This window comes from Pseudomonadota bacterium (assembly GCA_010028905.1).
Lineage (GTDB): Bacteria > Vulcanimicrobiota > Xenobia > RGZZ01 > RGZZ01 > RGZZ01.
This window is the reverse complement of sequence record RGZZ01000112.1, coordinates 1-12,334: the sequence shown is the minus strand read 5'-3', so window position 1 is coordinate 12,334 and position 12,334 is coordinate 1. Positions and strand designations below refer to the sequence as shown.

General features: G+C 66.8%; 11 protein-coding genes. 1 reads left to right on the top strand and 10 read right to left on the bottom strand.

The features are described 5' to 3' along the window. Window positions 1–284: 284 nt before the first annotated feature. A complete protein-coding gene (locus EB084_10085) occupies window positions 285–1,190 on the bottom strand; it encodes a gamma-glutamyl-gamma-aminobutyrate hydrolase family protein (protein NDD28600.1) in 906 nt (301 codons plus the stop codon). Between the two features lie 152 nt (window positions 1,191–1,342). Between EB084_10085 and EB084_10080 the strand changes: the two genes are divergently transcribed. Beyond that, complete coding sequence (locus EB084_10080; protein NDD28599.1) at window positions 1,343–5,818, top strand: hypothetical protein; 4,476 nt, start codon at window positions 1,343–1,345, stop codon at window positions 5,816–5,818. A gap of 18 nt (window positions 5,819–5,836) precedes the next feature. Here the strand turns inward: EB084_10080 and EB084_10075 are convergent, their stop codons facing one another. The 9 genes from EB084_10075 to EB084_10035 form a co-directional block, all read right to left on the bottom strand. Beyond that, complete coding sequence (locus EB084_10075; protein NDD28598.1) at window positions 5,837–7,222, bottom strand: hypothetical protein; 1,386 nt, start codon at window positions 7,220–7,222, stop codon at window positions 5,837–5,839. Next, window positions 7,083–7,853, bottom strand: coding sequence for an iron-sulfur cluster repair di-iron protein (gene ric / locus EB084_10070; GenBank protein ID NDD28597.1), 771 nt, complete (start codon window positions 7,851–7,853; stop codon window positions 7,083–7,085). Before ric ends, EB084_10075 begins: the two co-directional genes overlap by 140 nt. Window positions 7,854–7,936: 83 nt before the next feature. Further along, complete coding sequence (locus EB084_10065) at window positions 7,937–8,338, bottom strand: helix-turn-helix domain-containing protein (protein ID NDD28596.1); 402 nt, start codon at window positions 8,336–8,338, stop codon at window positions 7,937–7,939. Further along, complete coding sequence (locus tag EB084_10060) at window positions 8,098–8,652, bottom strand: cyclic nucleotide-binding domain-containing protein (GenBank protein ID NDD28595.1); 555 nt, start codon at window positions 8,650–8,652, stop codon at window positions 8,098–8,100. The genes EB084_10065 and EB084_10060 overlap by 241 nt, the downstream gene beginning before the upstream one ends. Window positions 8,653–8,656: 4 nt before the next feature. Next, the gene (locus tag EB084_10055; protein NDD28594.1) at window positions 8,657–9,316 is read right to left on the bottom strand and encodes a DNA-binding response regulator; all 660 of its coding nucleotides are present in this window, start codon (window positions 9,314–9,316) and stop codon (window positions 8,657–8,659) included. 365 nt (window positions 9,317–9,681) lie between these two features. Further along, window positions 9,682–10,167, bottom strand: a complete 486-nt coding sequence (locus tag EB084_10050; GenBank protein ID NDD28593.1) for a hemerythrin domain-containing protein — start codon at window positions 10,165–10,167, stop codon at window positions 9,682–9,684. Between the two features lie 88 nt (window positions 10,168–10,255). Continuing rightward, window positions 10,256–10,918 (bottom strand): sulfite exporter TauE/SafE family protein, encoded by a 663-nt coding sequence (locus tag EB084_10045; GenBank protein NDD28592.1) that lies wholly within the window; start codon window positions 10,916–10,918, stop codon window positions 10,256–10,258. After that, window positions 10,915–11,121, bottom strand: coding sequence for a cbb3-type cytochrome oxidase assembly protein CcoS (gene ccoS, locus EB084_10040; GenBank protein ID NDD28591.1), 207 nt, complete (start codon window positions 11,119–11,121; stop codon window positions 10,915–10,917). Before ccoS ends, EB084_10045 begins: the two co-directional genes overlap by 4 nt. A gap of 1 nt (window position 11,122) precedes the next feature. Further along, the coding region (locus EB084_10035; protein ID NDD28590.1) for a cation-translocating P-type ATPase at window positions 11,123–12,334 on the bottom strand (1,212 nt) is incomplete at its 5' end.

The following is a 12,334-nucleotide window of genomic DNA, read 5'->3' as shown; positions in this document are numbered from 1 at the left end:
CCGCCTCCGCAGCCCGTGAGCGCGAAGACCAGGAGACCAGTCGAGAGCGGGCGCAGGAGCGCGCTCCAGGCCGAGGGTTCGGTTCGATGGGTCATGGGCCACCTCCTGAGCGTGGTCTGGGGCGTGAGCCTCAGCGGGGTACTCTCAGGATAGTCGAAGATCGTTGAGAGTTCTGCGTTCTTTGTAACGAAAGTGTATCATCGACCTTGGTCGCATTGCAGCCGTCAGTCGGCGGATGCCATTGAGGCCGACGCGGGCGCCGTCAGGCCGGTGGGCGCATCAGCTCAGGCCGGCTGGCCGTCGGCGTGGGCGCGCACCGCTTCGGCGAACGCGACGAAGGGCGCCAGGAAGGCCGCGTCGCGCGCGTACATCAGCTCGGGGTGGAACTGCACGCCGACAACGAAGCGGTCGGGGTCGGTCGACTCGATGGCCTCGACGATGCCGTCGTCACCTCGCGCGGTGACGCAGAGATCGCGCCCCACCTCGTTCACGGCCTGGTGATGGTCAGAGTTGACACCGAGGCGCGTGGTGCCGAACATCGATTCGACCCGCGAGCCGGGCACGATGTCGATGTCGTGGCCCACCTCTGACTTGGCTACCCCGCGGTCGATCTGACGATGGCCCTTGGCTGTGTTGAACGGGGCCACGTCGCGGTCGATGTCCTGGAACAACGTCCCGCCCTGGGTGAAGTTGATGAGCTGCATGCCGCGGCAGATGCCCAGCACCGGGGTACCGTCATCGATGGCGCGACGGCAGATCTCGGTCTCGAACCGATCTCGTCCGGGGAGCACACCGGTGACGGTGGGGTCGCCCGTGGGCAGCCCCTGCATCTCCGGGTCGATGTCGCCGCCTCCCGTGAAGATGATGCCGTGAAGCCCTTTGAGCGCAGACAGCGCGGCCATCACGGGAGACGGGAGCAGGCCCGGCACGCTCGCGAAGCGGCTGAAGTCGAGCAGCTTCACCCGCAGGCCACACATGTAGAGCGCACCGGCGTAGGCCGCGCCCTTCATCGGATCGGCCCCAACGGCCAGGCCCACGACAGGACGCTCGTGAAAGTCATCGAGGTCGGTGGTCCAGTCGGTGCTCGGACGCAGCGGCGGTCGCGGAGAGGCCGCACGCGTCGGAGAGGACGGGACCGAAGCGCTCTGGGGGGCAGGCGTGTGGAGAGGTCGGCTCGCCAGCGGGATCATTCGGTCACGTCTTCCTTTCTGCGAAGGGGGCGGGGAACGCGACGGGCTGTCACGCCTCGGCTCATTCTTCCGAGATGGAGCATACTCCTCGGGGGTGAATGCGGTCCGTAAAACCGGCGTGAACCAGCAGCCCGAGCAGAGGTTTGCAGAAAATGCGCGTCACGCGCCTGCCATTTCAGCGTTATTCCAGCGTGTGGGCCTATGCTCCGCGCATGATGGCACGAATCGATGGCATGCCCCCCCAATCCACGCGAGGCCTCAGCGCACGGCCCGATGCGGCGAAGCCTTCCCGAGTTCCTGGAGACACGCGCCCAACTCTCGTCGGCGATCGAGCAGATCTTTCGAGCCCGCCGCTCGAGTTGCTGTCGGCGCAGCAGACGCTTGCAGGGCGCGTGCGTCCCGAGCGCCTCACCGACGCCCTGACCTGCGCGCTTGCCCGCGTCCCCCTGCTCTCGAACCGCATCGGATATTCCTATGTCGCCGAGGCCTGCCCGCCAGACATGCCGCTTCCCCTCTGGACAGCGCTCCATCAGAATGCCGATGACGCGCGCCGCCACCTTGCCGAGATCGAGAAGCTGGGCTGTTCGGCTGAGCAGAAGGCGCGCATCGTGGCGGCCTATCCACAGGTACTGAAGCGTGGGCAGAGCGAGACGGTGCTCCAGGTTCTCACCACCCTCTCGACAGCGCCCGAGGCCGGGCGGCTCTTCGAGCGCTTCGCTGAGCAGTGCGACCGCCGTGACATCGTCGCCGCCCAACGCGATCTGCGCATCGCGCTGTCGGCATCGAGTACGCGCGGCATCTCTGTCGACCAGGTCTATATCGCAACCGAGAAGGCGCACGTCATCGACCAGCCCATCGGGGGGTGGCGCAGGTACAACGAAACGGACTTCCAGGCTGCGGTAGCCCTGCTGCTCGACGCACCCGACACCACCGAGCAGGACGAACGCGCCCGCGATCTCGCCGCGGCCGCCGGCCCCATCTATATCAAGAGCGCCATTGAACTTGCCCGGGCGCTGACCGAGACGAGATCGCAAGGCCCCGAGCGCGCCTTGATCCGCGATCTCTGCCGTCGACATCTGGCCCTCGAGAACCATACAATCAACGCGGAAGACTTGATGCGCGCCATCGCCGCCATCGATGTCCCCGGTGAGGTTGCCGGCCGCGCGGCCGACCTTGAGACGCTGGTGGCCACGTCAGGGCGCCTGCACCTCGCAACGTTCGACCTCGTGCTCGCCAGCCGCCCGTCGAACGGGTGCCCCCGCGAAGACGCTGTGGGCTACCTGAAGACGCTGCGCGAGCGCGATCCGGCCAGAACCGACCGATACGCGCAGTTCGCAGACCCCAGCGCAGCCCTCGACTACATCCTGCACGGCCTGCCATCCACGGGCGCACCGACAGACCCGACCAACGCATCCGCGCGATTGGAGCAGCTCCTCTCCCTCCAGGGAGGGAAACGCAACGTCGGTCGAGCGCTGGAGCTCGAGAGCGCCATCGCCCGGCTGGGGTGTGATGAACCGCAGAAGGCGCAGATCCGAAACGCCTTGTCGAGCCGGCTCGAGTCCCTGAGCGAATCGGGCGACGGCGCGATTGTCTCGGCGCTGCAGGCCTGCGGCGCACCTGATGCGCGTGCTCGCTTCGCCGCATTCGAGCGCTTTCTCGACATCACCCGCAGACCTGGCGTGGCGACCGCGAGCATGACCTGCAGCATCGCGGCGTCGAACCGCAGCGGCGTTCCTCTCGAAGAGACCGTTGATCATCTGAGCGCACTTCGAGAGAGCGACCCCGCGTTGCGCGACCGCTACGCCGTCTACGCCAATGCAGAGCAGGCCCTCGCCGAGATCCTCAGCGGCCCGACCCCAACGGCACGACGCGCCATTCGCGAGGCGCTCATCGGCCTGCAGGGAGACGGGCGCAACGCAGACGTCGTGACGCCGGTGCTCCACGCTCTTCGCGCGGCAGCGCCTGGCGAGACCGCGCAAGCGGTCTTGCTCCCCGTGCTCAAGAAGCAGCTGGACACCCACGGCCTGGCGAACGCACCGCAGCTCATCGACGCACTTGCGCTCGCCGCGGCGGCGGCCTCAGAGCACGGCGGGGACGTAGCGACGCGCTACGCCCAGTTCGGTACGCGCCTCGCCCAGGTCAAGCGACCCTCTGTTGCCGTCAAAGATTTCAAGCACGCTGCTCAGGCAGCTAGCGCGGCGCACGTGCCGCTCGAGGTCGCGCTCGAGGCGGTGCGCACGCTGCGCGACGCGGATCCCGCACTGAGCGATCGCTACGCCACCCCCGACAGCCTCGAAGCGCCTTTGCAGGCCGTGATCGGCGCGGGCGCCAGCGCGGAAGAGGTGGCGAACGCCGTCCGGCGGCTGGTGGCCCTGCAGGCCAACCAGCGAACGCCGTCGGATGCCCTTCCCCACGAGCTTGCGCTGCGAGCCCTCCCCTGCGACGAGAGCGAGCGCGAGCAGGTGCGGGTGGCCTACCGTGCCCTGCTCGAGAAGATCGCGTCGTCTCAAGACAAATCGCTCCTCGAGATGCTCACCGCCGCCACCACGCACGGGGCACCGATGCAAGTGGTGAGCGGTTTCGCGCGCCTGTTCGAGATGACCGCACGCCCGGCGATCGCGGTGGGCGACCTCAAGCAGGCCATCGCCCTCGTGCGCCCAGGACTCGGCCTCGACGAGGCGGTGAGCACCATCTGCGCCCTGCGCGAGAACGACCCCGCCCGTAGCGACCGCTACGCCACATTCTCCACGGTGACCGCGGCCGCCAGCCACGCGCTCTCGGCACCGACGGCCGCCGACCGCGACCAGTGCCTGGCCCGCGTGACAGCGCTGCAGAGGCTGTGGCCCGACCTCGATCAGGCCGCGACGTTCGACGCGCGCATCGAAGGGCTGCAGCTCGCCCCCGAGGTGCGAGACGCGGTTCGCGCAAGCTTCACCGCGCTGCTCAAGAGCGAGAACATGCAACGCTACTCGAACAGACCAGCCGAGACGCTGAACAAGCTGCTCGACACGGTGGGCAACGAAGCCGAGGCACCCGCGTTGGTTGCAGCCTTCGCAAGCCTCCTCGAGGTCGCGCAAGGCGGCAGCGAGGCCCTGAGCGATCTCGTTTCGGTCATCGGTGCCGTCCGGAGACGCAGCCTTCCCATCGCCGATGTCACGGCACTCGCCAAGACCATCCGACAGGGCGCTCGGCAACAGGGCTACGGATCAGATCTCGACATGGCGGGTCCCATCGAGCTGGCCGCGAAGGGCCCCAGCGAGGCCGACCGCAGCGCACGCGCCGTCAGCCTTGCGGCGCTCGTGGAAAAGATGAGCAGCAGCAGCGCGTGCGCACGTCTCGAATGGATCCTGGAGTCGCCGACAGCGCCGGCCGCCGACCTCACCGATGCCACGCGCAAGATGATCGCGCTCTCGCGCCTGAAGGGCGATGACGGGGTGCGCGCGATCTACGACCGCTTGCAGAAGAAGGCCGCGACCGAGCATCCGAGCTGGTGGCAGAAGCTCTTGCGGCTCTCGAAGCCCTACGAGCGAACGGTCTGGATCGTATCGGCCTTGTCACAGAACGCGTCAGCCGTCGACAAGGTGCTCGACGCCCTCGATGAAGCCGCGCTTCCTGGCGAATCGCATCACCAGACCCTCAAACGCTTTCACTCACTTCTCGCAACCGAGCGGCGAGGCGTCGATGACGCCACCCTCGCCAGCGTCACCGAGGTTTTTCGCGGATCGCTACGTTCGCTTCCCTTTGCTGACGAGGCGCCGGCCGCATGCTGGAAGCGCTTCAACGCGGTGGCACAGCAGCTTCCGCTGTGGGCCCTGCCTGCGGTGTGGAAGAGTGCAGCCGCGGCCGTGACCTTGCATGAGCACCAGGCGCGCCTGCGCGCCTGGAGCGAGATCGCAACGGTCTGCGGCACAGACGCAAGCCGGGTCTACCAGGCTCTGACCGAAAGCCTGTCCCCCACAGACGCCATCGACGCAGCGCTGCCACAGATGCTCGCACTTCTGAAGAAGGCAAAACCCGATCTCGTGGCGGTCACCTGGCGGTTGCAGCGCGAGCTCACAGACCTCAGCGCAGGCGACCGGGCGGCGGCACTGACGGTTCTCGAGCGTGCCCAGTTCGGAGAGCAGGCGCAGGCGCTCTTCGAACAGATGCGCGATAGCGTGGGCGACGAGCCCATCTCGCTACGCATCAGCACGCTCAAGACCCTGCTCGACGTGACGCGCAATCCACAACAGGCACTGGCGCACTACCAGCAGATGAAGACTGACCTGCAGAGCGACTTCGCCTCGTGCGCAGGCCCCTACGCCACCCTCTGCTCGCTGCTCGCAGTGCGCTCCAAAGAAGCGATGAAGACCGCGAGCGAGCTGCTGAGAACGGCGCGACAGCTTCAGGCCGAAGGGCTTGCCGCGCTGCCGGATCTGCCTCCCACGCCCATCTCAGAGATGCTCCTGGGCCTGACCCAGAGCATGGTGCTGGGGGGCGATGTCGAGCAGGCCGCACACGCGCTTCGCAACGCCGAGCAGCAGCGCCGCAAGGCCGCCATGCACGAGGGCAAGGGCGGTCGCGTTGAGGTGGGCGATGGCGAGATCAATGTGGGCGGCATCCGTATCAAGCGCAAGCCCACTGCGTGAGTTCGCACCCGACCTGTCTCAGCGCGCCACCACCACGAGCTTGATGGGGCCGTCGTCGGCCTGCACGGGAAATCCGGGCAGCGGACGCAGCGCCCCGGTCTCCGGCGTGATGCGAAATCCGTAGATGCTGCTGCCCACGATATCTGCCGCGTACAGGAATGAACCACTCGGGTCGACGGTGAGCGAGCGCAGGGTGGTCGACCCGGAGGCAAAGGGCGCTCCCGGCACAACGGTCAGCAGACCGCTCTGCCCGTCGATGCCGTAGGCCTCGATGTTTCCATTCTGATAATCGGCGACGTACAGCCAGCGACCGCGCGGGTCGAACGCTGCGTCAGAAGGCTGCGGTCCGGCCGGAAAGGGAGAGCCGGGAAGGGCATTCATCGTTCGGCTGGCCAGATCGACCGCAAAGCCGAAGAGATTGTTCGACGACGCGCCGGGCACGTACACGAAGCGCCCGCTGGGGTGCACCGCCACGGCCTGGGGATACACACCGCTCTGGTACGGCGAGAATGAAAGCCCCACCAGCGAGCCATCCGGGTTTCGCACAAAGCCGCTCGTCGAACCACCCGAGTAGTTGGCCACGTAGAGCAGCGCGCCGCTGGGGTCGAGCGCCACCGCGATGGGCTGGGGATTTCCCTCGAGCGCCGTGACCGGACCCGGCGTCAGCGTGCCGTTCAGCGCCCGATGAAAGGCAAGCACGCGGTTCACAGGCGTCGCCAGGGTTGCGTACAACCATGCTCCGGTGACGTCAATCGCCGCCGACAGCGGCCCCCCGGCCATCTTCATGGGAAAGCCGGAGAGGGGTTGCAGCCGCCCCGTGTCTTCCACGAACCACCCCGCGAGACTGGCGTCGGTCTGACACGTGGCATAGAGGCAGTGCCCGCTGGGATCGACACAGAGGCTGGTAGGCTTGCGAGGACACGAAACGGGAGCGCCTTCAATCGGAGACAGCCCACCGCTCTGCGGATCGATGCGCCATCCGCTCACCGTGCTCGATCGCATGTTCACCGCATAGAGGAACCGTGGAACAGGTCGTGGCGCGGCTGCCGCGGTCTCGCTGAGCGCGGTGATGACGAGCAGGGCGAGCAGGCTCAGCACCCGGATCCGCCGAGATGCCAGCGCGAGAGCGGTGCGTGTGTGACGCATTGGAAAAGGCCTCCTCAATTGTCCTGGAGAAGGCCCGCAGCCTTCGCCGTGGGAGTCGAGGTGGCCTGGAGCCTCCTCGGTGGGGGAAGAGGCCCTTCGTGAGGGGGTGCGTCCCGTCCTACCGCCCTTCGAGCGCGAGGGCTCGCGGGAAGAGCACGTTGTTCTCGAGATGGATGTGCGTGTGCAGGTCGGCCTCCAGCGCCTCCAGCCCATGATACAGCGCGCGATAGCTGCCGCACGCGTCCGGCGGAGGGGCATAGCCACCGGTAACCGTGCGCAGCCTTCTGAGGATATCGCCGGCCGTCTCGTGCTCCATGCGCATCACCGCAACCGGGCCATCCACATCGCCAAAGCAGCGCGACGGCTCGGGCCCGCCCTCGAGCTGGGCGAGCTCTCGGGCCTTGATGTAGGGAAACAGGATCTGCTCCTCCTTGGCGAGATGAGAAACCAGATCATCACTGAGCGCGACGAACAGTGCGCGCACCTCGACCAGCTCGGAATGCCGCTCGCCGTGCACCCGTGCCACCTTATCGGCCAGGGGAGCGAGTCTCTCCAGCTCCTGTCGGGTGAACACATGATGCGTATCGAGCAGGTAGGTGACGAGGTCGGCGAGGCGCCCCTCCACGGGAGGCGGTGCTTCTCTGAGCCCCCGCTGCGCCTCGCTGTCGAGCGCCTCGAGCGTCGCGGTGACGGCAAGCCCCTTCTTCGCGCAGGCTTCCGAGAGCGAAAGACCGCCGCCGCAGCAGAAGTCGATGCCGAGGCGCTGAAACACGCGCACAGATTCCGGATGGCGGGTGGCGATCTCGGCCACCGTCTGACTTGCCTGAAACATGCGTTGAACCCTCCGTGCATCCTGAACGTCTCGCGGCCAGCCCGAGAGGCGTCTCATCTAGTCTCCAAGTCGCATGATAGACCAGGAGCCATCGGTGGTTCATTGATCCAGATCAAGGCCGACAAACCGCACCGCCCGGGTCAGAGCGTGCCGTCTACCGCTTCTCGGAGGGCCGCGAGGTCGCACACCCGCATGTGCCCCCGCCCCAGAGACTCGATGAGACCCTGCTTCGCGAGTGCATGCAGTACACGAGAGAGCGTCTCGCCCGTGAGGCCGAGCAGACGGGCCAGAAGGGCCTGGCTCACGGGGAGGCGCACCACAGTCGAGTCGACCACCTCGCCCTGTGCGGGGAGCAATCCGAGCAGATAACGACAGACGCGCCCGCGGGCGTCGCGCAGGGTGAGGTCTTCCACCAGTCGCACGAGATGATGGTGCTTATCGAGACCCCTGCCAGCATGCAGAGGGCCAGATCGGGTTTGCTGCGGATGAGCTCGACCAGGCCGGCACGCTCGACGAACAGGAGAACGCTGTCTTCGAGGCAGTCTGCGTTGGCCGGATACCGCTCGCCCTGGAAGACCGCCGCTTCAGCGAAGCTCTGCCCCTTGCCCGTGACGTGAAGCACCTGCTCCTGCCCGGCTGGATTCAGCTTGAAGACCTTTACGGCGCCTTCGAGAACGAGGAAGAAGCCGTGTGCCTCATCGTCTTGCGTGAAGACTCGGGCCCCGGCCTCAAGTCGACGAGGGTGAACCACCTTGAGCAGCGACTGCAGCTCGGCGTCCGCCAGCTGGGTGAAGAGCACGAACTGCCGCAGATCGACCGCGGAGAGACAGAGATCGGTCTCCACAGTCACGCTCAGCGCGCTACGGCCCGGGGCTGGCGTTCAGCTGCACCAGACCGGCGCGGAGGGCGTACTTCACGAGCTCCACGCGATCATGCAGGTCGAGCTTCTCCATGACGTTCCCGCGATGGGTCTGCACGGTCTTGATGCTGACGCTGAGCTCATCGGCGATCTGGCGGTTCGTGAGACCGTCGGCAATGCCCTTGAGGACATCGAGCTCGCGAGGCGTGAGCAGCTTCGAGCGGTCTTTCTTCTCCTCTTCGCGGCGGAAGTACATCTGCACGAAGCGCGACGCCATGGAGGGCGTCATGTACACATGCCCGTTGTTCACGGTGTGCACGGCCGCGACGAGCTCGTCGCTTGCATTCTGCTTGAGCACATAGCCCATCGCGCCAACCTGGAGAACCTGAACGAAGTACTCCTCATTGTCGATCTGGGTGAGAACGAGCACACGCGTCGCGGGCGCCTGCCGTCTGATGCGCTCGGTGGCCTCGATCCCGTCGACGCCCGGCATCTGGATGTCCATCAGGCAGACGTCCGGATTGAGCTCAGACACCAGACGAACCGCCTCCAGACCGTTGGAGGCCTGACCCACCACCTCGATGTCCGGATCTGCCTCGAGGATGAGCTTGACACCTTCTCTGAGGATGGAGTGGTCATCGACGATGCAGACGCGAATCATGGAAGAGAGGGGGTTCGTTCGACGACCTCCGGGCTCCTGCCCTCCCCTGCAGAGGTGGTCTGAGCCACCTCGGTCGGCGATCCGATGGCGGACGAACCCTCCGCTGGGGAATGATGGTATGGCGCCGTCTCATCTGCTCTGCAGGCCGCGCCCACACCCAGGAAGGACTCCGGATGCGAATGCTCGACCGAGACCACATCGGGCAGGATCTCTGGTGCCTCGCCTACTCGTCAGCCATCGTGGTCATCTACATGGCCGCCCTGCATCGGCTTCTCTGAGCACCCTCGAGCCGTCATGACGTCGTCTCGGCACACGCGCAGGCCCCGTCTTGCCGTGATCGGATTCAGGGAATCTGGCTCTCCTGTTCAAGACGGTCCCACCAGGGGACACTGCGGCGGTTGCGCCGTTTCGGAGACAGCGTAGGGCTCGAGGAGCGGGCCATTCATCTCGATGAAGCGACGCAGTAGCGCGCCTCTCTCCCCGCTCGTGGTGATGCGGTCCATCCAAGGGTAGAGCAGGTTCTCCTCACGCCGATCGTGGTGCTCCACGAGATGCTTCAACGTGAAAGCCTTGTCGAGATAGGTCAGCGCCTCGCGCGGCGTGGGGCTCTTGGTGGAGAGCACGGCCAGGCCGTCATCGATCATCGAGAGCATCTTGCGATGCTCGGCCAGGAAGACATCCGACGTACACCCTGGAACAGGACCCGCCCGATCCCCGAACACCGGCAGGATCACGGTCTCCTCTGCCTCGATGTGACGACGCATCTCGTGGCCGAAGTGCCTCAGCAGCTCGCTGGCACGACTGAAATCGAGGAGCAGAACCGCTTCCATGTGGCGCTCAAGCAGGCGCATGAGGCCAGCATGACACGAGATGAGCGCTTCAAATGATTCAACCAGACGTTCCCTCGACACGATGGCACACCCCTATCGCTGAGCTGGCTCAATGGCCGCAGTGCGAACACCCCGAGCGGCTTCCGGCGCCGACCTCGACAGCACCGTACAACGTGATGCAACCGAGGACCAGCGTGACCACGAGCACGGCGCGCGGCCACCAGTGACGCCCATGACGACCGAGCCAACCGTTGAGGGCCGAGACCCCCGCCATCATTGGCAGCGTACCCGCGAAGAACGCGGCCATCCCCGCGGCGCCGTCGAGCGGTGACGAAGCCACGGTAGACCGGAGCAGCGCGGCATAGAGCAAGGGGCAGGGCAGCAGCCCGGTGAGCAGGCCGAGCCCCAGGGCCGCGGCGTCCGACCGTGCAGAAAGCAGCCTTACGAGCACCCGAGGAGGCCGAGCGCTGGCCAGTGCGGGCAGCCGCAAGACACCGGCCTGGGCCAGCCCGAGCACGATCATGCACCCCCCCGCGCAGATCAGGACAGCCTTCCCGGCCGTCTCGTTCCAGGAGGTTCGCAGGTGCGCACCAAAGGCTCCCAGGATCGCGCCCAGCACGACATACGAGAGCGCGCGCGCCCCCTGATAGAAGATCGCGGCACGGCTGCTGCGTCGATCGAGGCAGAGCGTGAACGCCCCGCACATGGCCAGGCAGTGGGTGCTTCCGACAAGCCCGAGCAGCGCCAGGGCGCCCAGCTCCAAGCCGTTCATCGCAGACCGCCGTCGCGCGACACCGAGCCGCCCGCAGGCACACTGGAAGGCGGCACGGTGAGCGTCTCGTCGTCGAAGATGACGCGCCAGCGCGGTCCCTCGAGGTCGTCGAACTGTCCGCCCCGCAGGGCCCAGATGAAGAAGCCCAGTCCCGTTGCCGACATCACGATGGCAACAGGCAGCAAGAAATAGATCACTTCCATCTCAGCCAACCTCCTCCGCGCACGAAATCGGGGAATGCCCATGGGCGTCATCTGCCTTCCAGAGACGCATCGAGCTTCCCACCACGGCAAGCGACGAGAGCGGCATCGCAACCGCCGCCAGCAGGGGAGCCACCCATCCGGCCATGGCCGTGGGCAGCGCCGCTGCGTTGTACAGCGCAGAGATCATCATGTTGTCGCGAATGACGCGAAACGTGCGCCGCGCGGTGACGAGCGCCTCGATGATCGGCTCCAGCCCTGCCCGCAGGCACACCACGTCGGCGGCTTCCATCGCCACGTCCGTTCCAGACGCCACGACCAGGCCCACGTCGGCGACAGACAGGCCGGGCGCGTCGTTGATGCCGTCGCCCACCAGCAGAACCCTGGCCCCCTGACGCTGCAGCGCGCGCACGCGCTCGGCCTTGTCGATGGGCAGCATGCAGGCGCTCGAACGGGAGATGCCCGCCGCCCGCGCAACCATCTCCACCGCTCCTCTTCCATCTCCGCTGACGAGCTCGACCTCGAGCCCCAGCGCGCGCAGGCTACGCACCACCCTGGGCGCTTCGGGCCGGATCTGATCGCGCAGCGCGAACGCGGCCCGCACCCTGCCGTCGAGGGCGAGCCATACGATGGTTGCCCCACTGGCCGCACAGCGGTCGACAGACGTGGTCAGCGCGTCCGGAAGGGCAAGACCCACCCGGCGCATGAGCTCCGCGTTCCCCACCCTCACGTCCCGGTCTGCGACCCGCGCACGCACGCCCAGCCCTGGCGCCTGCTCGATGTTGTACGCCTCATGCGCGTCACACCGTGCTTCGGCGCGCAGCGCGCGCGCCACGGGGTGAGTGGATCCCTGCTCGACGGCGGCCGCAATGGACAGAGCCTCGTCTGCCTCGAGGCCGTCGATGGTGAAGCACTCGGTCACGGCAAGACGCCCCTCGGTGATGGTGCCGGTCTTGTCGAGCAGCACATGCGTCACCGCGGTGAGTGCCTCGAGAACGTCACCGCCGCGGAACAGCAGACCGCGCGCCGCGCCTCGACCGCACGCGCAGGCCACGGCCAGCGGGGTCGCCAGCCCGAGCGCACAGGGGCACGTAATGATGAGCACCGACACGGCGATGAGCACGGCGTTGGGAGCGCCGCGCGCGTGCCACCAGAGCCAGGTCAGCAGCGCCAGGCCAAGGGTGACGGCAACGAACACGCGAGAGAACCGGTCGAC

What these genes read in the sequence shown, in the direction of transcription:
- ric (NDD28597.1), bottom strand. Translation starts at nt 7,853, where the DNA reads ATGAGACGCCTCTCGGGCTGGCCGCGAGACGTTCAGGATGCACGGAGG.
- EB084_10055 (NDD28594.1), bottom strand. Translation starts at nt 9,316, where the DNA reads ATGATTCGCGTCTGCATCGTCGATGACCACTCCATCCTCAGAGAAGGT.
- EB084_10050 (NDD28593.1), bottom strand. Translation starts at nt 10,167, where the DNA reads ATGCGCCTGCTTGAGCGCCACATGGAAGCGGTTCTGCTCCTCGATTTC.
- EB084_10045 (NDD28592.1), bottom strand. Translation starts at nt 10,918, where the DNA reads ATGAACGGCTTGGAGCTGGGCGCCCTGGCGCTGCTCGGGCTTGTCGGA.
- EB084_10085 (NDD28600.1), bottom strand. Translation starts at nt 1,190, where the DNA reads ATGATCCCGCTGGCGAGCCGACCTCTCCACACGCCTGCCCCCCAGAGC.
- EB084_10080 (NDD28599.1), top strand. Translation starts at nt 1,343, where the DNA reads ATGCGCGTCACGCGCCTGCCATTTCAGCGTTATTCCAGCGTGTGGGCC.
- EB084_10075 (NDD28598.1), bottom strand. Translation starts at nt 7,222, where the DNA reads ATGCCCCTCCGCCGGACGCGTGCGGCAGCTATCGCGCGCTGTATCATG.
- ccoS (NDD28591.1), bottom strand. Translation starts at nt 11,121, where the DNA reads ATGGAAGTGATCTATTTCTTGCTGCCTGTTGCCATCGTGATGTCGGCA.